Annotated in this window: 26 protein-coding genes; 13 read left to right on the plus strand and 13 right to left on the minus strand. The window is 37.9% G+C overall.

All coding sequences use genetic code 11. The annotated features are described in order from the left end of the window. Window positions 1-95: 95 nt before the first annotated feature. From DS885_RS15360 to kdsC, 5 genes are read right to left on the minus strand one after another with little or no spacing between them, the layout of a single operon-like run. The gene (locus tag DS885_RS15360; RefSeq protein ID WP_113820293.1) at window positions 96-1541 is read right to left on the minus strand and encodes an RNA polymerase factor sigma-54; all 1446 of its coding nucleotides are present in this window, start codon (window positions 1539-1541) and stop codon (window positions 96-98) included. 33 nt (window positions 1542-1574) lie between these two features. Beyond that, window positions 1575-2300, minus strand: coding sequence for an LPS export ABC transporter ATP-binding protein (gene lptB / locus DS885_RS15365; protein WP_113820294.1), 726 nt, complete (start codon window positions 2298-2300; stop codon window positions 1575-1577). Window positions 2301-2305: 5 nt separating this feature from the next. After that, window positions 2306-2842 carry a lipopolysaccharide transport periplasmic protein LptA gene (lptA, locus tag DS885_RS15370; RefSeq protein WP_113820295.1) on the minus strand — a complete coding sequence of 179 codons (537 nt, stop codon included), beginning with the start codon at window positions 2840-2842 and terminating at the stop codon, window positions 2306-2308. Continuing rightward, entirely contained in the window at window positions 2829-3392 is a 564-nt protein-coding gene (lptC, locus tag DS885_RS15375; protein ID WP_113820296.1) for an LPS export ABC transporter periplasmic protein LptC, read from the minus strand. Before lptC ends, lptA begins: the two co-directional genes overlap by 14 nt. Then, entirely contained in the window at window positions 3393-3941 is a 549-nt protein-coding gene (gene kdsC / locus DS885_RS15380) for a 3-deoxy-manno-octulosonate-8-phosphatase KdsC (RefSeq protein WP_113820297.1), read from the minus strand. Between the two features lie 375 nt (window positions 3942-4316). Here kdsC and DS885_RS15385 point away from each other — a divergent pair, with 375 nt between their 5' ends. Genes DS885_RS15385 through murA form a run of 7 tightly spaced genes read left to right on the plus strand, consistent with a single transcriptional unit; the run spans window position 4317 to window position 8784 of the window. Continuing rightward, the gene (locus DS885_RS15385) at window positions 4317-5123 is read left to right on the plus strand and encodes an ATP-binding cassette domain-containing protein (RefSeq protein ID WP_113820298.1); all 807 of its coding nucleotides are present in this window, start codon (window positions 4317-4319) and stop codon (window positions 5121-5123) included. After that, complete coding sequence (gene mlaE, locus DS885_RS15390) at window positions 5123-5899, plus strand: lipid asymmetry maintenance ABC transporter permease subunit MlaE (protein ID WP_113820299.1); 777 nt, start codon at window positions 5123-5125, stop codon at window positions 5897-5899. The genes DS885_RS15385 and mlaE overlap by 1 nt, the downstream gene beginning before the upstream one ends. Window position 5900: 1 nt before the next feature. Continuing rightward, the gene (mlaD, locus tag DS885_RS15395) at window positions 5901-6371 is read left to right on the plus strand and encodes an outer membrane lipid asymmetry maintenance protein MlaD (RefSeq protein WP_113820300.1); all 471 of its coding nucleotides are present in this window, start codon (window positions 5901-5903) and stop codon (window positions 6369-6371) included. Between the two features lies 1 nt (window position 6372). Further along, entirely contained in the window at window positions 6373-6999 is a 627-nt protein-coding gene (locus tag DS885_RS15400) for an MlaC/ttg2D family ABC transporter substrate-binding protein (protein WP_113820301.1), read from the plus strand. After that, a complete protein-coding gene (locus tag DS885_RS15405; RefSeq protein ID WP_113820302.1) occupies window positions 6996-7247 on the plus strand; it encodes a hypothetical protein in 252 nt (83 codons plus the stop codon). Before DS885_RS15400 ends, DS885_RS15405 begins: the two co-directional genes overlap by 4 nt. A 9-nt stretch (window positions 7248-7256) precedes the next feature. Continuing rightward, window positions 7257-7505, plus strand: a complete 249-nt coding sequence (locus DS885_RS15410; protein WP_113820303.1) for a BolA family protein — start codon at window positions 7257-7259, stop codon at window positions 7503-7505. A 19-nt stretch (window positions 7506-7524) separates the two neighbouring features. After that, window positions 7525-8784: a UDP-N-acetylglucosamine 1-carboxyvinyltransferase gene (gene murA, locus DS885_RS15415; protein WP_113820304.1), complete on the plus strand. Its 1260-nt coding sequence runs from the start codon at window positions 7525-7527 to the stop codon at window positions 8782-8784. A 95-nt stretch (window positions 8785-8879) separates the two neighbouring features. Here murA and degS read toward each other — a convergent pair whose 3' ends face one another. The 3 genes from degS to DS885_RS15430 form a co-directional block, all read right to left on the minus strand. Then, on the minus strand, window positions 8880-9944 hold the full coding sequence (gene degS / locus DS885_RS15420; RefSeq protein WP_113820305.1) for an outer membrane-stress sensor serine endopeptidase DegS: 1065 nt from the start codon (window positions 9942-9944) through the stop codon (window positions 8880-8882). A 187-nt stretch (window positions 9945-10131) separates the two neighbouring features. Next, window positions 10132-11538: a pyruvate kinase PykF gene (gene pykF, locus DS885_RS15425; protein WP_113820306.1), complete on the minus strand. Its 1407-nt coding sequence runs from the start codon at window positions 11536-11538 to the stop codon at window positions 10132-10134. 180 nt (window positions 11539-11718) lie between these two features. Then, window positions 11719-13056: a DegQ family serine endoprotease gene (locus DS885_RS15430; RefSeq protein WP_113820307.1), complete on the minus strand. Its 1338-nt coding sequence runs from the start codon at window positions 13054-13056 to the stop codon at window positions 11719-11721. A gap of 239 nt (window positions 13057-13295) precedes the next feature. Between DS885_RS15430 and zapE the strand changes: the two genes are divergently transcribed. From zapE to DS885_RS15460, 6 genes are all read left to right on the plus strand, one after another. After that, a complete protein-coding gene (gene zapE / locus DS885_RS15435) occupies window positions 13296-14405 on the plus strand; it encodes a cell division protein ZapE (protein WP_113820308.1) in 1110 nt (369 codons plus the stop codon). Window positions 14406-14680: 275 nt separating this feature from the next. Continuing rightward, window positions 14681-15109, plus strand: coding sequence for a 50S ribosomal protein L13 (gene rplM / locus DS885_RS15440; RefSeq protein WP_113820309.1), 429 nt, complete (start codon window positions 14681-14683; stop codon window positions 15107-15109). Between the two features lie 15 nt (window positions 15110-15124). Continuing rightward, a complete protein-coding gene (gene rpsI / locus DS885_RS15445; RefSeq protein ID WP_113820310.1) occupies window positions 15125-15514 on the plus strand; it encodes a 30S ribosomal protein S9 in 390 nt (129 codons plus the stop codon). A 110-nt stretch (window positions 15515-15624) separates the two neighbouring features. Continuing rightward, a complete protein-coding gene (ftnA, locus tag DS885_RS15450) occupies window positions 15625-16149 on the plus strand; it encodes a non-heme ferritin (RefSeq protein WP_113820311.1) in 525 nt (174 codons plus the stop codon). 354 nt (window positions 16150-16503) lie between these two features. Next, the gene (sspA, locus tag DS885_RS15455) at window positions 16504-17139 is read left to right on the plus strand and encodes a stringent starvation protein SspA (RefSeq protein ID WP_113820312.1); all 636 of its coding nucleotides are present in this window, start codon (window positions 16504-16506) and stop codon (window positions 17137-17139) included. Window positions 17140-17173: 34 nt separating this feature from the next. Beyond that, window positions 17174-17590 carry a ClpXP protease specificity-enhancing factor gene (locus tag DS885_RS15460; RefSeq protein ID WP_113820344.1) on the plus strand — a complete coding sequence of 139 codons (417 nt, stop codon included), beginning with the start codon at window positions 17174-17176 and terminating at the stop codon, window positions 17588-17590. 351 nt (window positions 17591-17941) lie between these two features. Here DS885_RS15460 and DS885_RS15465 read toward each other — a convergent pair whose 3' ends face one another. The 5 genes from DS885_RS15465 to DS885_RS15485 all read right to left on the minus strand — a co-directional run bounded on the left by DS885_RS15465 (window position 17942) and on the right by DS885_RS15485 (window position 24226). Beyond that, a complete protein-coding gene (locus tag DS885_RS15465; RefSeq protein WP_113820313.1) occupies window positions 17942-18910 on the minus strand; it encodes an alpha-L-glutamate ligase-like protein in 969 nt (322 codons plus the stop codon). A 3-nt stretch (window positions 18911-18913) separates the two neighbouring features. Beyond that, the gene (locus tag DS885_RS15470) at window positions 18914-20452 is read right to left on the minus strand and encodes an inactive transglutaminase family protein (RefSeq protein WP_113820314.1); all 1539 of its coding nucleotides are present in this window, start codon (window positions 20450-20452) and stop codon (window positions 18914-18916) included. Between the two features lie 11 nt (window positions 20453-20463). Further along, the gene (locus DS885_RS15475; RefSeq protein ID WP_113820315.1) at window positions 20464-21237 is read right to left on the minus strand and encodes a putative ATP-dependent zinc protease; all 774 of its coding nucleotides are present in this window, start codon (window positions 21235-21237) and stop codon (window positions 20464-20466) included. 521 nt (window positions 21238-21758) lie between these two features. Then, complete coding sequence (lnt, locus tag DS885_RS15480) at window positions 21759-23345, minus strand: apolipoprotein N-acyltransferase (RefSeq protein ID WP_113820316.1); 1587 nt, start codon at window positions 23343-23345, stop codon at window positions 21759-21761. A gap of 8 nt (window positions 23346-23353) precedes the next feature. Beyond that, the gene (locus tag DS885_RS15485) at window positions 23354-24226 is read right to left on the minus strand and encodes an HlyC/CorC family transporter (RefSeq protein ID WP_113820317.1); all 873 of its coding nucleotides are present in this window, start codon (window positions 24224-24226) and stop codon (window positions 23354-23356) included. Between the last annotated feature and the right edge of the window lie 5 nt (window positions 24227-24231).

The following is a 24231-nucleotide window of genomic DNA, read 5'->3' on the forward strand; positions in this document are numbered from 1 at the left end:
AATAATAGTTAACTGTATTTAATGGACGCGCGAGTTTATCAGGTTCGCATTAAATGACTATAGTTAATCCTTATTTATTTGCATTACTTCTTGGTTCAAAGTAATTGTTTACGTTGATTAGAAGGTGGAATTCCTAAGGACTCACGATATTTAGCAATAGTACGTCTAGCTACCTTGATCCCTTTTTCTTCTAATAACTGGGTGATTTTATTGTCGCTTAAAGGTTTGGTGGTGATTTCTGCAGAGACCAATTTTTTAATTAAAGCTCGTATAGCGGTTGATGAGCATTCGCCGCCCCCATTGGTTGCTACATGGCTAGAGAAGAAAAACTTCAACTCATAAATACCACGAGGAGTATGCATAAATTTTTGAGTCGTAACACGTGAAATGGTCGACTCATGCATTTCTACTTCGAAGGCAACGTCATTAAGTACCATGGGTTTCATAGACTCATCGCCATATTCAAAGAAGGCCTGTTGTTGTTGCACAATACAGTTAGCTACCTTTAATAAGGTTTCATTGCGGTTTTCTAAACTTTTAATAAACCATTTCGCTTCTTGTAAATGACCCTTTATAAATTGTGAATCATTTTTACTGATATTACCCGTACACATACTTGCGTATTGTTGGTTAATCGATAAATTCGGGTCACAATCTTGATTAAGGGAAACACGCCATTGCCCATTAATTTTTTTAACGTAAACGTCTGGCACGATATATTGTGTTTCACTGGTTTCTACACGATTACCAGGGCGTGGCTCTAAACTTTGAATTAAACGCATTATCTCAGCTAATTGAGATTCTTTTAACTTACTTTTTCTTGCCAGTGTGCGGTAATCTCTGTTTCCAAGTAGATCCATATACTGTTCCAGTATTTGGATAGCTTCATCACGCCAAGGTGTTGTTTCTGAAAGTTGACGTAATTGTATTTGTAAACATTCTTGAGTGGTGCGCGCCGCAACACCTAATGGGTCAAAATGTTGAATGCGTTTTAGTACCACTTCCACTTCATCCAACTCTAACTCTTCTAAGTCAGTTTGTAGGCTTTCTAATATGCTTTCACAGTCTGTGGTGAGATAACCTGATTCATCAATGGAATCGATGATCGCCATCGCGATAATTTGGTCTGTTTCAGTAAAAGGGGTAAGTTGCATTTGCCATAATAGATGGTCTTGTAATGAGGTAGATGACTCACCTTGATATAAAGTGTTCTCACCTTCATAGGCTACTGCATTAGAGCTAGTACCAGTGATCGGCGTTGAGTTGTATGATTCTTCCCACTCTTTTTCTGCAGGTAGGTCATCGGAGAACTCTTGCTGAGTAATCGCTTCAGTGGTATCTAATGCGCTGCTATCTGCTTCTTTAACAGTATCTTCAGATCCTGTTTGGTCGTCTTGTTCAAGAAGAGGGTTAGAGTCCAAAGCGTTTTGGATCTCCTGTTGCAGATCTAATGTTGAAAGCTGCAATAGTTTTATTGCTTGTTGTAATTGAGGGGTCATCGCTAATTGCTGACCCATTTTCAATTGTAAACCCTGTTTCATCAAAACATATCTTCCTGAACGTATGGCAATTATTTAAAGTTTAAACTCTTCACCTAGATAAACGCGTTTCACATGATCATTTGCCAGAATCTCATCCTGTGTACCCACAGCAATAATTTCTCCGTGGCTTACTATATAGGAATGTTCACAAACATCTAACGTTTCTCTAACATTATGGTCGGTGATTAATACACCTAAGCCACGATCACGTAATTGTTGAATAATATTTTTTATATCAATTACCGAAATCGGGTCAACACCAGCGAAAGGTTCATCAAGTAGAATAAATTTTGGTTCTGTGGCTAATGCGCGTGCAATCTCTACACGACGGCGCTCACCACCCGATAAACTCATCCCTTTATTATCACGAATATGAGTAATATGAAACTCTTCTAAAAGAGTATTCAGTTTCTCTTCGCGTTGTTTTTGTGTCAATTCTTTACGGGTCTGTAAAATACCCATGATATTTTCTGTTACCGTTAAACGTCTAAAAATGGACGCTTCTTGTGGTAAATAACCAATGCCTTTTTGTGCTCGAATATGCATCGGGTTGCTAGAGATATCTTCATCATCAATAACAATGGTGCCTTGATCTTGTTTAACCAAACCAACAACCATATAAAAAGAGGTGGTTTTACCAGCACCATTAGGGCCAAGTAACCCTACAATTTCGCCGGTTTTGACTGTAAGGCCAACACCATTTACTACGGTACGCCCTTTATAGCTCTTAACTAAGCCTGTTGCGCATAACTCTGCCATATTAATTAACCGCCTGTATTTGAGGTTGAGTCACTGTTTTTATCTTTTTCAAATTGCGAAGGCAAAAAGATGGTTTTTACGCGCTCTTTAGTATTCTGATCGGTGCTTACATTAAGTTCTTGAGTGGCTAAGAAGTATTCTATTTCAGCACCATTTACTTGGCTATCTAATTGTTTTACTTGTGCATTATCGGTTAATGTGATCTTACCTGCTGCTACATCATAGGTAATTTTATTCGCCTCTGCATCTAATGGTTTACCATCGTCTTGTATTTGATGGAAAACGGAGGTTTTACCTTCTGCAATCATCAATTCATGATTAGGTTTTTCACCTCGAATAACCGTCAATTTATCAGCTGTGATCTTAATCGAACCTTGAGTTAATAAAACTTCATCAGTGAAAGTGATCGTGTTGGTTTTTAAGCTAGCATGTTGCTTTACTGAAGAAACATGAATAGGTTGGTTATAATCAGACTCTAATGCAATCACATTGGCATTAAACAATGAAATGCTTAGTAAGCATGCTAATTTATTTAGGTTCATTAAAGTACACCGCTTTTATATTCGAATTAAGTTTCATCTCTTCGCCTTCTATCGACGCCCACATACCAACACCTTCATGTTTCAGTTGTGGCCCTGTCCAAGTCACTTTTAAGTCACTGGTGATCACTTTAGTATCCAGCATTATTGTTGCTTGTGCAGTGGACATCGTCTGCACTATTTGATCTTCTGTTAGGTTCTTAATAAACACATTGCCTGATAATAATAGGTTATTTTTTTCTTTTAATGTGCCTTTGATACTGGTGAGTTGCCAAATAGTGACCACACCCGTCTCTTTGTCTTTATGGTAGATAACTACTTTAGGATGTTCAAACAAGGTTGAATCATCTTCTGGGTAGTTAGTGGCTTTATCAGCAAAGACGCGATAATCATTAAAACCAGTTTGGTCATAATGATTACTCTGTAAGTCATCTGCTATATAACTTGGGTGATGATCTGGTAACGCAGGGTATTCAGTGTCCGTTGTAAAGTAGACCCAAACCGCACAGGCGATAAACAGGACAATAAAAGGGATGCTCTGTCGTTTGTTCATTTATTCGCTTTTACCTTGTGTCATAGCAAGTTGTCCATGACATTGTAAAAATAGATCACACACTTCACGCACTGCGCCAAATCCACCTTTTACTGTAGTGATTAAATCTGCTTTTTGTAGTACCAGAGGATGTGCGTCATTGACCGCAATACCTAAGCCAGATAATTGCATCACCGGCAGATCAACCACATCATCACCGATATAAGCTGTTTGCTCTGGCGTTAAATCTAATTGCGCTAATAGTGTTTTGTACACGGTAAGTTTATCGTCTTTACCTTGAAAAATATGTTGTACACCTAAGGCAGACATTCTATTACTGACAATGTTCGATTGACGACCTGTAATAATCGCGACTTCAATACCTTGTTGCATAATCGCCTTAAGCCCAAAGCCATCTTTTGTATGGAAGGCTTTTAACTCTTCTCTGTCATTACCTAGGTAAATGCGACCATCTGAAAAAACACCATCAACATCGCAAACAAACAGTTTTATTTTTTGTGCGCGTTGAAAGTTATCTTGGCTGATTTTTCCATAGGGGGTATCTATCATTTATCGACTCTTTTATTAAATACAGCAAATCTATTATCAAAATATCAAAGTCCGCAAAGGATCGCGAGCATTGTTTATGGTAATCAATTTATGAAATCAAAATATGTGCCAATCATAACAAGAGTGTCTCATATTACATAGATTAAACGCTATTAATGTTACTATTAATCTGAACATCACCGAAACTTACAGGGATATAATTTGTCTGTAATATTGAAAAAATGGAATTGCACCTGCTAAGTTTCGCTTATTTATTATTTTAAAGGTAAAATCCAACTCAAATCGTTATTTATCTCGATTCTGACTGATTGTTTAAGTTCTATCATTGGCTTATCGATCAGACTAAACTTTCTTTTTCATAGAGAAAAGGTATTTATGTCAATACAACATATTGTAATTAACCAACTTAGCTTCAAGCGACAAGAAAAAAGCATATTTGAGAATATAGATATGCAGTTTGAGCAGGGGAAAATTACTGCGGTGCTAGGACCAAGTGGTATCGGTAAAACGACCCTGTTAAAATTGATTGGTGGACAAATTCCTGCTGATGGTGGTGAAGTACTGTTTAATGGCACTTCTATTCACAATTGTTCTGAAAAAGCGTTATATGAAGCGCGCAAAAAAATGGGCATGCTATTTCAAAGTGGGGCGTTGTTTAATGACCTAACAGTATTTGAAAATGTCGCTTTTCCACTTAGAGAACATACACAGTTAGATGAAAAATTATTATCTACCCTAGTATTAATGAAACTACAGGCAGTTGGTTTACGTGGTGCTAAAGATCTTTATCCATCACAACTTTCTGGTGGTATGGCAAGACGTGTAGCATTGGCGCGTGCTATTGCTTTAGACCCTGAAGTGGTTATGTATGATGAACCCTTTACAGGCCAAGATCCTATTTCAATGAATGTATTATTGAAATTAGTGAAGCAATTAAATGATACATTAGGCTTAACCTCTATTATTGTTTCTCATGATGTTAATGAGGTGCTGTCTATTGCTGATAACGTGTATGTCTTTGCTGAGCATAAAATTATTGCGCAGGGCTCTGTGCAAGAAGTCTTAGCACAAAAAGATAATGCGTTGTTGCAACAATTTTTAGCCGGTGCTGTGCAAGGACCTGTGCCTTTCCACCTTCCTGCAAGTGATTACCTAGTAGACTTAAAAGAGGCCAATCAATAATGGGTTCATTTTTACAATCGATTGGGGCTTATACGATACAGTTAATTCAACGTGCGGGTAAATCTGCATTAATGTTTTACCGTACTTTGTTCACTAAGCCTCATCCTAAGTTATTTCATCTTACTGTCGCTCAGGTATTCCATCTCGGTATTTTATCCTTACCTATTATTGTGACGGCAGGTTTATTTATCGGCATGGTACTGAGTTTACAAGGGTATTATGTTTTAGTGGATTATGCGGCGGAAGAGAGTTTAGGTAGCATGGTGGCATTATCACTACTACGTGAACTTGGGCCCGTTGTTGCTGCTTTACTATTTGCTGGGCGAGCAGGGTCTGCATTAACTGCTGAAATTGGCTTGATGCAAAGTACTGAGCAAATTGCCAGTATGGAAATGATGGCGGTTTCTCCTTTGAAACGTGTCATCGCACCGCGTTTAATTGCCGGCATTATCGCACTACCTTTATTAACATTATTATTTAATGTCGTGGCAATATGGGGCGGTTATTTAATCGGTGTGAGTTGGATGGGCATTGATGGCGGTGCTTTTTGGTCAGTAATGGAAGGCAGTGTTAATTTCATTCCTGATGTTGGCAATGGTATGATCAAAAGTCTTATCTTTGCGTTAATTGTTACTTGGGTTGCTTTATATAATGGTTTCCACACTGTGCCAAATGCACAGGGAATTAGTAGAGCAACAACAAAAACTGTAGTACTAGCTTCGTTACTTGTTTTAGGAATGGACTTTTTACTGACTGTTATTATGTTTGGGGGCTAGAATGTCACAGAGAAAATTAGAAATTTGGGTTGGTTTATTCGTTGTTGCTGCGATTGCAGCGTTTGCTATTTTGTCCTTTAGTGTGGCTGGCTTGTCTTTTAAAGGCGAAGGCAATAGTTACACGCTTGAAGCGAACTTTAGTAATGTAGGCGGTCTAAAACCTCGTGCTCCTGTTAAGTTAGGTGGTGTGGTAGTAGGACGTGTTGAGTCTATCTCCTTGGATAAAGACACTTATACTCCATTAGTTAAATTATCTATGTATGAAGATCAAGGTTACTTTCCTGAAACTTCATCACTTGCAATCTTAACCTCTGGTTTATTGGGAGAGCAATACATAGGCATTAAACCTGGTTTTATTGATGAAGGTATTGAGATGCTAGGTGATGGTGATGCCATTGAAGATACTAAATCAGCATTAGTATTAGAAGACCTGATTGGTCAGTTTATCTATTCTATTAATAAGGACGACTAACATGCGTTTATTTATTTCTATTATTGCTCTTGTTTATTCATTATCATTTTCAGTATTTGCTGCTGAAACGGATACTGCTTTAACAGATCCAAATCAAACATTAAAAACCTTATCAAAACAGACTTTTGCACGTTTAGAGAGTGAAAGAACTAAACTAGCAGAACACCCTGAATATATTAAAGTCATTATTAATGAGGAACTACTTCCTTATTTCGATTACAAGTATGCGGCATACAGTGTGGTAGGCGCTAATTTAAAAAACACGACTGCTGAACAGCGTAACAACTTTGTTGATGCATTCCGTACTTACTTAGTTAATGCCTATGGTCATATATTAATTAAATATGACGAGCAGACGATCACTATACTCGATAATAATAATTTTAAGGGTAAGAAAATCGTCAACATTCCTGTTAGAATGCGCGACAACAATGGTCAAGTAACACAGTTGAGCTTCAAGTTACGTAAAAACAAAAAAAACGGTGAATGGAAGGTTTATGATGTGATTGCGGAAGGTATCAGTATGTTAGATACCAAACGAACGGAGTTTGGTTCATTAATACAGAAACAAGGTATTGATGAAGTGATTAAGCTGCTACTAGAAAAAAATGATGAGTTTGAATCATGAGTAGTCGCTTTGTCCTTGAACGAGATTTATTACTTGCTGGTTTAAGCCAGCAAGCTTATCCCAAGATAGCAACTTACCACAGTGTAAAGCATCTTGAACTATCGCATTTAGAGAATGTTGACTCAGCAGGCGTCGCATATTTAGTGCAAATTAAAACACAATTTCCAGCGCTTCTAATGGTTAATGCTTCAGCTAAACTACAGGTATTAGCTGAGCTTTACGGTGTTGAAAACCTTTTTGAAAAATAGTGGTTGTATATGAATACAGAGATAATTAAAGAAAAATTAGAAAAAGCCCTTACATTAGATGTTTGTATTGTTAAAGGTGAAAGTGGCACTTTTCAAGTGATTGCTGTGAGCGACATGTTTATTGATATGAATCGCGTTAAAAAGCAACAAACCATTTATGCTCATTTATCTGAAGAGATTGCAAGTAATGCAATCCATGCCTTAACGATTAAAGCGTTAACGCCAGATGAGTGGCAAAAACAAAAACATTTTATTTAGTTCGTTAATAGGGATTTTCATGGGTCAATTTATTATTCAAGGTGGCTGCCAATTGAATGGCGAGGTTACTATTTCTGGGGCAAAAAACGCCGCATTACCAATCTTATTTGCTACTTTATTATCTGAAGGGGACATCAATTTAAGTAATGTTCCGCTATTAAAAGATATTTCGACCACACTTGAGTTATTACAAGAGTTGGGCGCGACGGCAAGTCAAGATAAGCACCTAGTACATATTAACGCAAAAGATGTTAAAAATTATACTGCTTCATACGAGCTAGTAAGAAGTATGCGTGCTTCTATCTTAGCACTAGGTCCATTAGTTGCTCGTTTCGGTGAAGCTGATATTTCATTACCTGGTGGTTGCGCTATTGGTGCTCGCCCTGTGAACTTACATATTCACGGTTTAGAGCAAATGGGAGCAACAATTAAAGTAGAAGATGGTTTTATCAAAGCGCGTGTTGATGGCCGTTTAAAAGGTTGTCACTTATACATGGACCTAGTGAGTGTTACCGGTACGGGTAACCTGATGATGGCAGCAGCATTAGCTGAAGGTGTAACCACCATTGAGAATGCAGCAAAAGAGCCTGAGATTGTAGATCTCGCTAACTTTATTAATGGCATGGGTGGTAAAATCACTGGTGCTGGTACAGATACTATCGTGATTGAAGGTGTTGAGAAGTTAGGTGATTGCGCTTACCAAGTACAACCTGATCGCATTGAAACAGGTACTTTCTTAGTTGCTGGAGTAGTAAGTGGTGGTAAAGTGCGTTGTGTTAAAACTGACCCGCATCTACTAACGGCAGTAATATCTAAATTAGAAGAAGCTGGTGCGCTAGTAACAACAGGTGATGATTGGATAGAAGCTGATATGACTGGTCGTACTTTAAAATCAGTGAATATTACAACAGCGCCGCATCCGGCTTTCCCAACCGATATGCAAGCGCAATTTACTTTATTGAATACAGTAGCACCGGGTACAGGTCGTATTAAAGAGAACATCTTTGAAAACCGCTTTATGCATGTGCCTGAATTAATTCGTATGGGTGCTAACATTGAGCTAGATGGTAACTTAGCGATTTGTGGTGACAATGATAAGTTAAGTGGAGCAACGGTAATGGCAACGGACCTACGTGCTTCAGCGAGCTTGGTTATTGCAGGTTTAATTGCACAAGGTGAAACAACTGTTGATGAAATTTATCATATCGATCGTGGTTATGAAGCCATTGAAGATAAGTTAATTCCATTAGGTGCAAAAATGCGCCGTGTAGAATGCTAACCTATTATTAAATAGTGTTATTCTCTAAAAAAAGAAAGCCTCGGCTTTCTTTTTTTGTTTGTGCAATCAGGTATCAATAAAGCATTAATAACAGGTTATTGTTGCAACTCTCCGATACGCACATTTAATACGCGCTCTTTACCTTGTCTGATAATGGTGATTTCGGTTTCTGTGCCTGGCTTGATGTTCGCTATCTTATCCATTGTAAGGAGTAGGTTAACCGCATCTTTATTATCGATTTTTAAGATAATATCATTTTTTAACATACCGGCTTTTTGTGCTGGTCCACCTTCAGTGATCTTCTTAACAATAATACTGTTTTTAGCCTCTAAGCCCCATAAGCGAGCTACCAGTGGATCTAGGTTTTCGGCTTCAATACCTAGGGAACCACGGATCACACGACCGTCTTTAATAATCCCTTGCATCACGCGACTGGCTAATCGATAAGGAATAGCAAAACTAATTCCGTAGGTGACATTACTATTGCCGGTATAAAACTCTGAGGTATTAATACCCACCAGTTCGCCTCGGCTATTAATTAAAGCACCACCAGAGTTACCCTCATTAATCGCGGCATCGGTCTGAATAAAGTCTTGACGACCAGTACTACTCATTCCACCACGGCCCGTTGCGCTGATCACTCCCTGGGTAATGGTTTGTCCTAGGTTATAAGGATTACCAATGGCTAATACCAGATCGCCTATTTCTGGTGTGTAGTCGGCATTTTGTGGCATAACTGGTAAATCTTCGCCATCTATCTGTAATACGGCGAGATCTGTGATCACATCGCTACCAATAATATTAGCAGTAAATAAACGACCATCCTGCAAGGCGATCAGAATTTGATCTGCTTGAGCAATTACGTGGTGGTTAGTTAAAATATATCCCCCAGCATCCAGTATGATCCCCGAGCCTAAGCCAGTAGGCTGTAATTGTTGTTTAGTGCCAAGGCTGGAATCAATATATTGCTGTGAGTAAATATTTACCACAGAAGGCGCTGATTTTTTGACGGCGTCAGAATAGCTGATGATATCAGGTAACTGAACCTCATTATTGGTGAAATGTTTCAGTATAGTTGGGCTATAAATAATCACAGCCGCAAGAAACAATCCCCACAGAATAGGTTTCACGAGATAATTTGAAAAGTGCTTTAGCTTCATATCTTGTAATAATTAATAGTTAATATAAAAATGGAGGTTCAGTATATAGAAAAGTTGAGGCAGGAGAAAAATACTTTTTATTAATGCGATAGGACAATAAAAAACATCGCCCGAAGGCGATGTTTTGGAAGGCTAAATTAAAAACTGTTATTGATAAACAATAAAAGCAATCTTTATGGTTAGTCTATTAAGCGATAACGTGTACAGATGAAGTATTTGTTATAGAGTCAACTAGTGCACCAGCAACCATTACTACTTTATCACCAGCTACCACTAAACCTTGCTCTTTAGCAAAGTCCATACCTAGCTTGTAGAAGCTTTCCATTGAATCTTGTTGCTCAATCACTTTAGCAGAAACACCTTTAGTTAGTGCTAATTGCTGACGTGTTTTAGGATTACTTGTTAACGCTAAAATTGGCATTGTTGGGAAGTATTTACGTAGAGAACGTGCAGACTTACCAGCGCCAGTTGCAACAATGATTAATTTAGCATCTAGTTGCTCAGCATTTTTAACCGCACCGCTACAGATTGCTTCAGTAATACGTATGTCAGTTTCTTTCTCGTCTAATTTAGGAGGAAGAATGCTGTCTGTACGTGAACAAATAGTCGCCATGATCTCTACTGCTTCTGCTGGGTATTTACCTTTAGCAGACTCACCAGAAAGCATTACTGCATCTGTACCATCGATGATTGCATTGGCTACGTCACCCGCTTCAGCACGAGTTGGACGAGGGTTTTTGATCATAGAGTCAAGCATTTGCGTTGCAGTGATAACTGGCTTACGTGCTTTGTTAGCTTTCTCAATCATCATTTTTTGAGCAAAAATTACTTCTTCAACTGCGATTTCAACACCTAGGTCACCACGTGCAACCATGATTGCATCAGAAACTGCTAGTATTTCGTCAAAGTTATCAACACCTTCTTGGTTTTCGATTTTAGAGATGATTTGGATCTTTTCTCCACCGTTTGCTTTTAATAGCTCACGAATCTCTAATACGTCTTCTTTCTTACGGATGAATGAAGCTGCGATAAAATCAACACCTTGCTCACAACCGAAGATTAAGTCACCTTTATCTTTTGTCGATAAAGCAGGTAATTGAACTTTAACACCTGGTAGGTTAACACCTTTGTTTTCGCCTAGTTCACCGGTATTGATAACAGTACAAACAACATTAGTATCAGTGATACTTTTTACTGTCATTTCGATTAAACCGTCATCTAATAATACTGTGTTACCAACAACAAGATCTTTTGTTAGATCTTCGTATGTCACTGCAACGATAGTGTTGTTACCAATAATTGTTTGGTCTGTAGACAGGGTGAATTCTTGACCCGCTGTTAGTAGAACATCGTTACCATCTTCTAATTTTACTGTACGTATTTCAGGACCTTTAGTATCTAGAAGAACAGCAACATTTTTACCTGTTTCTTCACATACTTCACGGATACGTGTGATACGAGCACCATGCTCATCAAAATCACCGTGTGAGAAGTTAAGACGCATAACGTTCATACCGTTCTCAACTAGTTTTGCTAACATTTCTTTAGATTCTGATTTTGGGCCTATCGTACATACAATTTTCGTTTTTCTCACCGTCTTTTCTCCAAGAGTGATTGTGCTTTTTTACTTACTTTTATTTACTGTTTCTATTCAATTTTATCTTTTTAATTATGTTGCATATTTTACAAGAATTTATTGAAGAAAAAATTATTTATAATCAATAAAGCGCTAATAAATGCTGTTTATGTAAATTTATTACATTTTTTTGTGATCTTAGTTAAGAATTATATATATTGGACGGTTATTTCGCATAATATTCAGGGCTCTGACCTTAGTTGATTCGGTTAATGCAGACAGAAGTTGTTGCTGATTTTTAACCGGAGTGCGATTAACGGCGATAATGACATCGTTTTTAAGTAAACCTATACGTTCCGCTTCAGACTCTTTCTCAATAGCTAATACATTAACTCCAGGTGTCATTTGTCCCTCTTCTGCATCTTTTAAGGTTGCACCTTCAAAAATCACAATAGGGGCTTTGGCCTGTAAGTTATCACCTTCGCCACCTAATATAACGCTAATGGTTTTAACTTTTTGTTCTTGTAATACTTTTAACGTTATCTCTTTACCCGCACTGAGAGAGCCAATTTTGGCGCGTAATGCAGCAAAGGATTTAATATTAGAACCATTGATAGCAGTGATCACGTCACCGGCTTTTAAGCCTGCTTTATCGGCTGCTGAATCAGGTGTGACCTGGTAAATGAAGGCACCATAGTTGACATCTAAATCAAAGCTTTGAGCAAGTTCTGGTGTTACTTCCCCACCTTTAATACCTAATATGCCACGACGAATTTCGCCAAACTCTAGCAACTGTTGCATTAAGTTTTTAACCATATTGGCTGGAATCGCAAAGGCAATACCAATGTTGCCTCCATTAGGCCCTAAAATAGCGGTGTTGATGCCGATTAATTCACCTTTTAAGTTAATTAAGGCACCACCAGAGTTACCGCTGTTAATCGCCGCGTCGGTTTGTATATAGTTTTCTAAATTTTGTAGGTTCAAACCACTACGACCCAGTGCACTAACAATACCAGAAGTGACTGTTTGCCCTAAGCCAAAGGGATTACCGATAGCAATAGTAAAATCACCGACTTGTAATTTATCGGAATCAGCAAAGGTCATGGCCACTAAAGGTTGCTTGCTGTCGATTTGTAGTAGGGCAATGTCACTTTGTATATCTTGCCCAACGACTTTAGCTTGATACTGGTGACCTGAAATAAGTTTAATTAATATCCTATTGGCATTTTTAATGACATGGTAGTTGGTGATGATATACCCCTGTTCAGCATCTACAATCACACCCGAGCCTAATCCAGAAAAAGCTTGGGTAGGGGCCTCTGGACCTAAAAATTTTAAAAGATCTTGAGCATCTTTTGGTAATAGTTTATTTGCGCCAGTGACGGAAATATCAACTACTGCAGGGCTGACTTTTTTAATTAAAGGGGCAAGACTCGGTACATTTTCGCCATCAAGTGTGAGTGGTAATGCAGCGTAATTTGAAGTACTTGTGCAAAGCATAACAATAAGTAATAGAAGTCGAAGTGGCATATTCATTGTAGTTCCTTACTTTTTAACCATGGGGAAAATAGGTTTAAAAAGTTTACTATAAAAGAATATTGAGAACAGAGCAAAGCAATGGCCTTTAATGTGATAATGAATCATATAAGTTTATTTAAAGTACATTTCGCGTGATATCCCGCAAAAATTTATGAAACATAGCAGATGGTACTGTTTAAATGCCCACTAAATATGCTATACAAAGATTAATTTTACTGAATCATTAAGACATTATTGTGACACCACTTGCTCGATACCAAGAAGATTTATTAAAACCCTCCTTTTTTGCAGACTCTGCGCAACTGCAAGCGATTACTATGCTGCAACGTTTATACGATGATTTATACACTAAAGAGACAAAGCCTGCTGTCAAAACCTCTTTTTTACAACGTTTATTTAATAGTAAGAGTGACACGGTAAAAGAGATTAAAGGTTTGTATTTTTATGGCGGAGTAGGGCGGGGTAAAACTTATCTTGTTGATCTGTTTTACGATAACATCGAAAGCCCTCGTAAAAAGCGTCTACACTTCCACCACTTCATGTTGCAAGTTCATAAAAAGCTGACCCAATTACAAGGACAAGCTAATCCATTAAAAGAGATTGCAAAACAGTTTGCCAGTGAAACTGACATCATCTGTTTTGATGAGTTCTTTGTTGAAGATATTACCGATGCAATGATTTTAGCGGGTATGTTCGAGGCCTTATTTGCAGAAGGGGTTATTTTAGTGGCGACCTCTAATATCCACCCAGATCACCTTTATCGTAATGGATTACAGCGCGCCCGTTTTCTCCCTGCTATTGATTTGATTAAAACTCATTGTGAAATTTTTAATTTGGATGGTGGAGTGGATTATCGTTTAGGACGTTTAATTGAAGCCGAGGTCTACTACTACCCGTTAACACGCGAGGCAGATAAGCAGATAAAAACTAGCTTTGAAACCTTTGCTAGTGGTAAGCATCATTATAATTTGGAGATCACTATTAATGATCGACCTTTAACGACCATTGCCAAAAGTCACGATACATTGAGCATTGAGTTTAGTGAGTTGTGCGATGGACCACGCAGTGTTCGCGATTATATTGAGTTAGCTATTTTGTACCGCACTGTTCTGGTGTCGAATATCCCGCAAATGAATGACCAGCATAATGACGTGACTCGTCGTTTTATTGCGATGGTGGATGAGTTTTATGACCGTAATGTTGTATTAATCATGTCTGCAGAAGTGAAAGTCATTGATCTCTACAAAGGCACTCGACTGGCTTTTGAGTTTCAACGTTGTGTTTCTCGTTTATTGGAAATGCAAAGTAAAACCTACCTCAGTAAAGCTCATCATCTTGATATTTAATCATAAATTTAGGCACTTAGATTACCTGTTTAGTTAATAAACAATTTGTGAATGAACTCTTGTGAAAAACTTGTTCATAAATATGCAATAAACAGGTGATCTCCAGTGTACTTTTCTATACAATATGGCCGCCCACGTTATCCACCTCCCCTATTTTATGGTGGATCTGTTTACGCTAGACGTATTCGAAGGGATACGAAAAGGCGAAAAAATACATTTTAGATTACAAATTTGTAGTCTTACTTTTTTTAAATCATTAATTTGGGTATAACTTAATGAAAACTTTTGTTGCAAAACCAGCTGAAGTAAAACGCGACTGGTTCGTAGTTGACGCTGAAGGTAAAACACTAGGTCGTTTAGCTACTGAAATCGCTTTACGTTTACGCGGTAAACATAAAGCTGAATACACTCCGCACGTTGACACTGGCGATTACATTATCGTTATCAACGCAGAGAAAGTTGCTGTAACAGGCAATAAAGCTAAAGGTAAAATTTACTACCACCACACAGGTTTCATCGGTGGCATTAAAGCAATTAGCTTTGAAGACTTAATCGAACGTGCTCCTGAGCGTGTTATTGAAAAAGCTGTAAATGGTATGCTTCCACGTGGCCCACTAGGTCGCGCAATGTACCGTAAATTGAAAGTTTATGCTGGTTCTGAGCATCAACATTCTGCACAGCAACCACAAGTTTTAGACATCTAATAGGAATATAAAACAATGGCAAATCAATACTACGGCACAGGTCGTCGCAAAAGCTCTACAGCTCGTGTGTTTTTAAAAGCAGGTAGTGGTCAAATCACTATCAACAAACGTAACCTAGATGAATACTTCGGTCGTGAAACTGCATGTATGGTTGTTCGTCAACCATTAGTGTTAGTAGACGCTGCTGAAAAATTCGACCTAAACATCACTGTTAAAGGTGGTGGTACTACTGGTCAATCTGGTGCAATCCGTTTAGGCATTACTCGTGCATTAATGCAGTTTGATGAAACACTACGTTCTGAATTACGTGGTGCTGGCTTCGTTACACGTGATGCTCGTAAAGTTGAACGTAAGAAAGTCGGTTTACATAAAGCACGTAAACGTCCACAGTTCTCTAAACGTTAATATCGTTTTACGAATTGCAAAAAAGCCCAGTTTTTACTGGGCTTTTTTTTACTTGTTTTTTAACAAGCTGCACTTTAAGGTTAGTGTACTAACCCTATTAGGAGAAGATCATGTTGAACGAAACCATGGTTCAAAAATTAAATGAACAAATTAACTTAGAGTTTTACTCTTCAAACCTGTATTTACAAATGAGTGCATGGTGTGAAGATAAAGGCTATGAAGGCGCAGCGACTATGTTACGTACTCATGCAACTGAAGAGATGGAGCATATGAACCGTTTATTCACTTACGTGAGTGAAACTGGCGCATTACCGATTTTAGGCTCTATTGATGCTCCTCCTTTTGAATTCAACTCTTTAAAAGAAGTGTTTGAAGAAACGTATAAGCATGAATGCCTTATTACTAAAGAGATTAATGAGTTAACTCACGTAGCTTTCTCTACACATGATTATTCAACGTTTAATTTCCTACAATGGTATGTTGCAGAGCAGCATGAAGAAGAGAAGTTATTTAAAGGGATTTTAGATAAAATTTCATTAGTAGGTGAAGACGGTAAAGCATTATATTGGATCGATAAAGATTTGGCTGAAATTGCAAAAACAGGCGCGACATCCATCATGGATAATAATGTCTAAGTTTTTTAAATAGCTTTCTTTATATTTAAAAAATTGATGACGATATAAGCATGGTCTATGAGCCATGCTTTTTTGTATCTCATCGGATGAGTATGACCAAACCACATCTAATCTGGTATACTTCTTAGTCTACTCAGGTAATCAAATAAAATCTAAATACTAAAAATAGTACCTATAAGTTATTGTTTTTAATATTACCTTACTTGCACTGAGCTACTTATCTAAGAAAGTATATTGGCGCGATCTTTATTGAACGTCAAGTGCTTCTTTTTTATTTCTCGGCAATGGTGTCACTTTGATGTCATTGCCGTTTGTGTTTTTTAAACACTCAATTTTAACTACTAGGGGTATTCCATGGCTGTAGCTGTAAATAAACGTTCTGTAATGACGTTGTTCTCAGGACCATCTGATTTATATAGTCACCAAACACGTATCGTGTTGGCTGAAAAAGGCGTTAATGTTGACATTACTTATGTTGACCAAGAAAACCCATCTGAAGAGCTAGCTGAAATAACACCAAACAATGATTTACCAACATTGGTAGACCGCGAATTAGTGTTATATAACTCACGCATCATCATGGAATATTTAGATGAGCGTTTCCCTCATCCACCACTTATGCCTGTTTACCCGGTTGAACGTGCAAAAAGTCGTTCTTTAATGCAACGTATTGAAAACGAATGGTACCCATTAGTACCAGTTATTTTATCAGGAGATGCAACTAAAGCAGACGCGGCGCGTGCAACATTACGTGCTAAGATTCTTGAAGTTGCACCTGTATTTGATCACTTTGCATACTTTATGTCTGAAGAGTTCACTATCGTAGATTGTTACATGGCACCGCTACTGTGGCGTTTACCTGAACTGAAAATTGACCTAGGCTATGATAATGTAACAGGCCTTAAGAGTTACATGGTTAAGATCTTTGAACGTGAATCTTTCCAAGCTTCAATGACTGAAACTGAACGTGAAATCCGCGTTGGTGGTTAATCTTTAGATTTTGTAGGTATTTAAAATGTCGGATATGTTAATACAACGCCCTTATTTAATGCGTGCCTTCTATGACTGGATAGTTGATAGTGAATGTACGCCTCATGTAATTGTTGATGCAACAAAACCACATGTTGATGTACCGCAACAGTTTGTTGAAAATGGAAAAATAGTACTGAACATTGGTCCTCGCTCGGTACTAGGTTTTTCATTAGACGATAATGCATTATCATTTAATGCTCGGTTCTCAGGTCAACCGACTCAAGTTTATGTGCCTTTATATGCGATTGAAGGTATCTATGCCCGTGAAAATGGTGCTGGTACTATCTTTCCTGAAGAGGAAGCTTATAACGATTTAGAGCTTGGTTTGGATAGCACAGAGAAACAAGTTAAAGTAGAAGAAAAGCCTAAACCATCAGGTAAAAAACCTACCTTGACCGTTGTTAAGTAGCTAAGTAGCTTAAATGCACAAATACAAAGCCGAGCATTGCTCGGTTTTTTTATGCGTGATGAAAAATGTTAGAAAAATGAGGACAAAAAAGCCGAGTTAAAACTCGGCTCTATTATACCAATCACACTAAGTAACTGTTGTTAAAATAACTTATTGCTTCGTTGTCATTCTCGTAAATGGAATAACTATTAAAGAATTAACATCTTTTAGTTAATTCTCCGATAGACTATTAACAAAGTTAATCGTCGAAAGGCTTAAATTACACCTCGAACTAAGTCATTTTTCCTGCGCAAAATTTAGATTACTTATTTAATACAATTGGTATTACATTAATTGAACTGATCAATGACGTTATGCTATTTCCACCAGTGGTGTTTCAGCAAAGTGTTTTTTAGCAAAAGCGACGCGCTCCTCAACACTCATTTTATCGGCGTCTTTAAGGCTTTCAATTAACTTTAAGCGAGGCAGGATACCAGTACCGTTAGCGATTTGAATCGCTAACCCTGGGCGAGCATTAAGTTCTAATAACATAGGCCCTAAATCTCTATCCAGTACCATATCAGTCCCTAAGTAACCCATACCTGACATCTCATAACAGCTAGCTGCTAAATATATTAAGCGTTCCCAACGAGGTACATTAAGCAGTTTTAACTCTTTGCCCGTATCAGGATGACGTTCAACGGGCATATCAAATTGTACGGCATTAATTGCTTTACCCGTACCGATATCAATGCCTACGCCAACTGCACCTTGGTGAAGATTGGCTTTACCATCAGAGGCAGCGGTAGACAAACGCATCATAGCCATCACAGGAAAGCCTTTAAAGACAATCACACGCACATCAGGTACACCTTCAAAACTAAAGCCATCAAAGGCACTATCAAATTGAATTAAACCTTCTACAACAGCAACATCTGCACTACCACCAAGACTAAATAGTCCAGCTAGGATATCAGTAACGTGGCGTTTAATTTCAGCTAAGGTCTCTTCATTCCCGTTTGGCTTGTAATAACGACCATTTTCAATCTTGGTGATCACTAGGATCCCTTTACCACCACTACCTTTTGCAGGCTTGATAACAAAGCCTGGTGTGTTTTCAATGAAGCTAGCCACTTTCTCAACTTCTGCTTGCATTGAGATTACACCTAATAGTGCGGGTGTGGTGACATTCGCTTCACGGGCAATGATCTTGGTCTTTAATTTGTTATCAACCAAAGGATATAGACGGCGTGGGTTATAGCGACCAACGTAACCACTGTTACGTTGGTTCATGCCCATAATGCCTTTTTTTCTAAGTTTAAAAGGACTAGAGAAAAACATTGTTTACTCCTTATCCGCCAAAGGTTTGAAACGGCGTAACTCTAATAAACGGTAGCCAGTGTAACTACCTAAGATCAATACAAGTGACATCACAACAAACTGTAAACCGATAAAGTTAAACATTAAGTGACGGGCCATCTCATTACTCATAATAAAGTAAGCTAATACAGCAACCACTAAACTACCACCACCTTGAGTAAATACTTCTTTAGGGCCTTCTTCTTCCCATAGCACTGACATACGTTCAATGGTCCAAGATAAAATAATCATTGGGAAGAAGGTGATTTTTAAACCTTCCGTTAATCCAAGCTTGTAAGAAAGGACACCGAATAGTGCAATCAATAGAATAACCATGATAATCACCGTGGATATTCGGGAAACCAATAATAAATTTAAGTGGGATAGATAGGATCGGATAAATAGACCGACCGCAACTAATAGAATAAAGCCAATTAAACCGGTTACTAAGCTAGTCTGTATAAAGGCCATTGCAATTAATACCGGCATAAAAGTACCTGATGTTTTTAGACCGATTAGGACACGCATAATGACCACGATTAATACACCTAATGGGATCATTAAGATGCCTTTAAATAAAGATTGATCTTCTATAGGTAAGCTATGTATTGAAAAGTTAAATAGGTGCTCATTATCGGTTTTCTGCAAAATAGCTGCGAGTGCAGGTTGATCCTGTTGAATCATAGAAAAGCTAACTCTTGAGTTCACACCACCGATTAACTCAAGTAGGGCTTTACCACTTTGATCCCATAATAAAAGATTAGTACGGTCTACGGCTTTGATCGTTGATGCATTAAATAAACGAGACTCAATTTCACCATCTTTCTCTTGGAACACTTGAACCAGTGGCTGTAAATGTTGGCGACGTCGTCCATCTTCAAGCACTAATGCACCAATACGTTTGTTGGGTATCTTAGCTTCGTTTAATAACGCCATTAATACATCAGTTTTGGTCGCTTTACCAGATAGTACTAAACTCACATTTTGATTAGGATCTTCAGCATTTAACTGCTTTAACAACTCTCGCGTAAAACTGAAGGCATCGGCACTGGTTTTTAGAGAGTCTTGGATGATATCTGAGCTTGCTGCTAGGTCAGCTGCAACACCAGCACCGCCGTATTCTGTCTCCACAAGCTCAGGCATTTTGTCTATCGCTTGATCTTTACTTTCATCATCAACTAACAGCTGAATATTGTAATACAGGGTCTGTGGGCCATCAGCTTGGCGAATTGTCCACTGTGCCTGCGGGTGACTATCTTCGTATAAAAACGATAAACCATAACCAGGAGACGCCGCATTTTGACTAATTTGAGTAAAACCTGCTTGTGTATAAGGCGTTGTTAATGAAGCTAATATCGCCTTATCAGTAGCATCAAACTCGACCTTTGCATCAATATTCCAAACCGTTCTTGTTTCCCCTGGCATCCAAGGGATATCAAAGGCCATATGGCGTTGGATAGTTTGTGTTATACCTAATATAAACAAACCAGCCACTAAGGTGTAAAAGAAAATACGTGCGTTCATGGTGTTCCTTACTATTTATCCTGAGGTTGGTATTTTGGGTGGATATAATCTTGGCTTACATCAACTAAAATAACATCTTGTATAAAACTACGGCCGATCAGGACTGGATAATCCATATGTAGACGATCAGTTAGGGTGAATTCTGATTTATGTGCAACACCACCAATACGAACATGCAATTCCACTACAGGACGACGATCGTATTCACCTGGTTCACTTGATTGTAAGATTTTGACGTAACGAACCACTGGCGCTTCAATGATTTTTTTGTCGCCATCTTTGCTGTGGGTAATATTAAACTTTACCCAATCTTTTCCATCACGTTCAAACTCTTGTATATCAACGGCATTGATCGAAGAAGTAGTCGCGCCTGTATCAATGCGAGCTTTAAAATTTTGTTTTGCTTTAGTAACATAAATCCATTCAGCCTGACCTAATACGGTTTTATCTTGGTATTGAGGGTTTACTGTTTCTTTAGCAACTTGTTTGCTGCTTTTGGCTCTTGATCTTTCGATTAAGATCTTCTGTTGAAGTTCTTCATCAAGTGTTTGTTTCTCTCGCTTGAGTCGTTCTAAATTACTTTTGGCTTCAGCTAACTCAAGTTGCTTCTGCTCAGCATCCACTTTTGATTCTGTTAACGCTGCTTCTAATTCAGTAATTTTAGTTTCTTGCGCTTGCAGGGTTGTTTCAACTTTTTGTGTTTCTTCATCGGTTGAAATAGAGATACATCCAACGGTCAAAAATAGGGTTGAAAGTGTAATGATGGCCGTTCTCTTTAAAAGCATGAAGATTCCTCTAGTACTGGTGAAAAAATAAAAATATGGTATCAGTTTGACACATAAATATCAGTTATAAATTGATAGTAAACTCTCTGAATTTTTTGTTTATTAACCTTTATTTAGCTTATTTGATGACCATTAATATTTTCGAACATAAGGCAACCTTTACTCACTAAATCCAGTACCTATTAAATACTTGCTAAGGGGGATTTATTACAGGTATTTACAACCAAATTACACATAAAGTAGTGTGATTAATTTTGATGTAATAAGTATCAAAAAAGAGATTTCAAAAACATATGTTGTCTAATTAACCTTAGTGAATTTGCTATAAATTTATGATCGCCACATTGAATACGTAGGTATCATCAATAAAGTTTAAAGTGCGTCATAATAAACTTTATTGGTTGTAATTCGATGACGCATGAATAGCATTGGAGTCAGACTCTATAAAAAAGTTCCTAGGGAGATGGCAACTTAATTAGCTTGAGTAAATCATTGCAGCTAATATGGGTTGCTACTGTTATCTAATATTTTACTTTTAAAGGTCTTTTAATTAATAAAAAAGCACTCAGTAAGGCTAGTAAACAGAAGATAAAGAGCGGTGTTTGACCAACACGCTGATAAGGTGTGAAACCATAAGCAGGTTGTATTTCTTTACGTAATACGGCATCCACATCAGCAGGGAGACGACCTACTTCTTTTCCCATGCCGTCATAAATAGCGGTAATACCATTGTTAGTACTGCGTAATAAAGGCCTACCTAATTCAATGGCACGCATTCGAGCAATCTGTAAATGTTGTGCTGGACCTATTGAATCTCCAAACCATGCATCATTACTGAGGGTAAGTAGCAGCCCCGTTTTTTCATGTATGTTTTCACGTAATAGTTCAGGAAAAGCAATTTCATAACAGAGTGCTGCTGCCAGTGTGGTATCTGCAAATTTTAAATTCGCTTGATGTGCACCGCCACGTTGAAAGCTAGACATAGGCAAATTAAAATAGGGAGCTAGCGGGCGTAATAAGTTTTCAAATGGAACAAACTCTCCGATCGGTAACAATTGATGTTTTGCGTAACGGTTTGGGCTGGTTTGTGAATAACCTTGATTAGGAGGTAATTCTCCTAACATGATGATGCTATTAAAATACTCATCTTTATTAATATCGTAATTAATAATACCAGTGAGTAACGCTTTATTTTCCTCTTCAAGTTTACGAGATAAGGATTGTAAAAAACGTTGCATATCAATTTCTAAAGCCGCAATAGCTGATTCTGGCCAAATAAGTAGCTCGGGTTGTTGTTTATCTACACTCTCAGTTACTGAATCTGTAGAAGTGATATCATTTTGAATGCCTGATAAACCGAGATATTTTAAAATAGAAGGGTACAGATGATCCGGTTCCCATTTTAGCTTTTGGTCTATATTGCCCTGTACTAGTGCTACTTTGATTGGTTTTTGTAATTCAGTAAATGACAACTGTTTTAAACTATAACCACTCATGACGATGGCTAGCATTAAAAGTAAAGCAAATTTCTGAGACTGTTTTAATAGTAATAAAGTTAAACAAGCACAAATTACTACGATGGCTAAGGTAATACCTTGCACCCCTAAAATTGGTGCAAATCCGGCTAGCGGGGTATCTGCATGGCTATAGCCTAAATAAGCCCAAGGAAAACCTGTTAAAAACCAACCGCGAGCCCAATCCATTATTAGCCACAAACTTGGGATGATAAGTAATAAACGCACTAGGTTAGATCGAGTGGGGATACGATAACTTAGCCAAAGAGCGGCACTCGGGAATAGGGCTAAGTAAGCACATAAGAGAACAATTAATAAAGCGCTTGCGATAATAGGCATACCGCCAAACCGATCCATACTCACATAGATCCAGTGTAAGGTGGCAATAAACATGGAAAGGTTAAAAATAAAGCTAACTAGAAATAGCTTTTTATGGTGACGTTGGGCTTGCTTTAATAGTAAGAAAATCCCAACAAAGGAGGGATATAACACCCACCATTGTTGAAATGGAGCAAATGCAAATACTTGAATTGTCCCTAACAATGCAGCCACAATTAATTGGCCATACAGAGAAGAGGTAATTTTAGTTAGCATAGGTTTACTCAATCTTTTTTAAGTTCTTTTTTTAGTTCTCGAGGTACTCGTACTTGCAGTTGTATTAAGCGACGGTTATCAGCATGTGTGACTTTATACTTGTGCTCTCCAATGGTTATCTTTTCACCACGGCTTGGTAAATGTCCAAACTCATGCAAAATAAAACCACCAATAGTGTCTTGGATTTCTAGATTATAATCGGTTTCAAAAAACTCATTGAAGTCGGCTAATGTGGTAAGCGCACTTACAGCAAAACTACGTTTACCGATTTTGCGAATTTCATCTGCTTCTTCGTAGTCGAATTCATCTTCGATTTCACCGACAATCACTTCTAGAATGTCTTCGATGGTTACCAAGCCTGATACACCACCATATTCATCAACAACGATAGCCATATGGTAACGTTGGCTTCGGAACTCTTTTAACAGGGTATCTAAGCGTTTACTTTCAGGAACAACAACCGCTTCACGCAGGATGTCGTCTATTTTAAAGTCGTCAGGGTTAGAACTAAAACCGTATTGCAGTAGATCTTTAGCTAATAATAGACCGACAATGTGGTCTTTATCTTCAGTGATCACAGGGAAACGAGAGTGAGCTGAATTGATAATTTCAGGTAATAACTCTTCAACAGGTTTGTTTAACCCAAGCGTTACCATTTGTGAGCGTGGGATCATAATATCTCTAACACGTAGTTTAGAGACATCAATAACGCCCTTTATCATTTCTTTGGTTTTTTGATCGATCACTTGGCGGTCTTTTGCGCTATCGATCACGTCTAATAATTCATCTTGGCTTTTAGGTTCACCTTGAAATAGGTTACCTATTTTATCGAGCAATCCTTCTTTAGGTTGCTCGTTACTAGAATGATAATCTTCGGACATTAATT

It is taken from the genome of Psychromonas sp. B3M02 (genome assembly GCF_003318165.1).
In the GTDB taxonomy this organism is placed as follows: domain Bacteria; phylum Pseudomonadota; class Gammaproteobacteria; order Enterobacterales; family Psychromonadaceae; genus Psychromonas.

Excerpts from the sequence above, each read along its gene's own strand:
- DS885_RS15360 (WP_113820293.1), bottom strand. The coding sequence starts at position 1,541 with ATGAAACAGGGTTTACAATTGAAAATGGGTCAGCAATTAGCGATGACC.
- lptB (WP_113820294.1), bottom strand. The coding sequence starts at position 2,300 with ATGGCAGAGTTATGCGCAACAGGCTTAGTTAAGAGCTATAAAGGGCGT.
- lptA (WP_113820295.1), bottom strand. The coding sequence starts at position 2,842 with ATGAACCTAAATAAATTAGCATGCTTACTAAGCATTTCATTGTTTAAT.
- lptC (WP_113820296.1), bottom strand. The coding sequence starts at position 3,392 with ATGAACAAACGACAGAGCATCCCTTTTATTGTCCTGTTTATCGCCTGT.
- kdsC (WP_113820297.1), bottom strand. The coding sequence starts at position 3,941 with ATGATAGATACCCCCTATGGAAAAATCAGCCAAGATAACTTTCAACGC.
- DS885_RS15385 (WP_113820298.1), top strand. The coding sequence starts at position 4,317 with ATGTCAATACAACATATTGTAATTAACCAACTTAGCTTCAAGCGACAA.
- mlaE (WP_113820299.1), top strand. The coding sequence starts at position 5,123 with ATGGGTTCATTTTTACAATCGATTGGGGCTTATACGATACAGTTAATT.
- mlaD (WP_113820300.1), top strand. The coding sequence starts at position 5,901 with ATGTCACAGAGAAAATTAGAAATTTGGGTTGGTTTATTCGTTGTTGCT.
- DS885_RS15400 (WP_113820301.1), top strand. The coding sequence starts at position 6,373 with ATGCGTTTATTTATTTCTATTATTGCTCTTGTTTATTCATTATCATTT.
- DS885_RS15405 (WP_113820302.1), top strand. The coding sequence starts at position 6,996 with ATGAGTAGTCGCTTTGTCCTTGAACGAGATTTATTACTTGCTGGTTTA.
- DS885_RS15410 (WP_113820303.1), top strand. The coding sequence starts at position 7,257 with ATGAATACAGAGATAATTAAAGAAAAATTAGAAAAAGCCCTTACATTA.
- murA (WP_113820304.1), top strand. The coding sequence starts at position 7,525 with ATGGGTCAATTTATTATTCAAGGTGGCTGCCAATTGAATGGCGAGGTT.
- degS (WP_113820305.1), bottom strand. The coding sequence starts at position 9,944 with ATGAAGCTAAAGCACTTTTCAAATTATCTCGTGAAACCTATTCTGTGG.
- DS885_RS15430 (WP_113820307.1), bottom strand. The coding sequence starts at position 13,056 with ATGAATATGCCACTTCGACTTCTATTACTTATTGTTATGCTTTGCACA.
- rplM (WP_113820309.1), top strand. The coding sequence starts at position 14,681 with ATGAAAACTTTTGTTGCAAAACCAGCTGAAGTAAAACGCGACTGGTTC.
- rpsI (WP_113820310.1), top strand. The coding sequence starts at position 15,125 with ATGGCAAATCAATACTACGGCACAGGTCGTCGCAAAAGCTCTACAGCT.
- ftnA (WP_113820311.1), top strand. The coding sequence starts at position 15,625 with ATGTTGAACGAAACCATGGTTCAAAAATTAAATGAACAAATTAACTTA.
- sspA (WP_113820312.1), top strand. The coding sequence starts at position 16,504 with ATGGCTGTAGCTGTAAATAAACGTTCTGTAATGACGTTGTTCTCAGGA.
- DS885_RS15460 (WP_113820344.1), top strand. The coding sequence starts at position 17,174 with ATGTTAATACAACGCCCTTATTTAATGCGTGCCTTCTATGACTGGATA.
- DS885_RS15465 (WP_113820313.1), bottom strand. The coding sequence starts at position 18,910 with ATGTTTTTCTCTAGTCCTTTTAAACTTAGAAAAAAAGGCATTATGGGC.
- DS885_RS15470 (WP_113820314.1), bottom strand. The coding sequence starts at position 20,452 with ATGAACGCACGTATTTTCTTTTACACCTTAGTGGCTGGTTTGTTTATA.
- DS885_RS15475 (WP_113820315.1), bottom strand. The coding sequence starts at position 21,237 with ATGCTTTTAAAGAGAACGGCCATCATTACACTTTCAACCCTATTTTTG.
- lnt (WP_113820316.1), bottom strand. The coding sequence starts at position 23,345 with ATGCTAACTAAAATTACCTCTTCTCTGTATGGCCAATTAATTGTGGCT.
- DS885_RS15485 (WP_113820317.1), bottom strand. The coding sequence starts at position 24,226 with ATGTCCGAAGATTATCATTCTAGTAACGAGCAACCTAAAGAAGGATTG.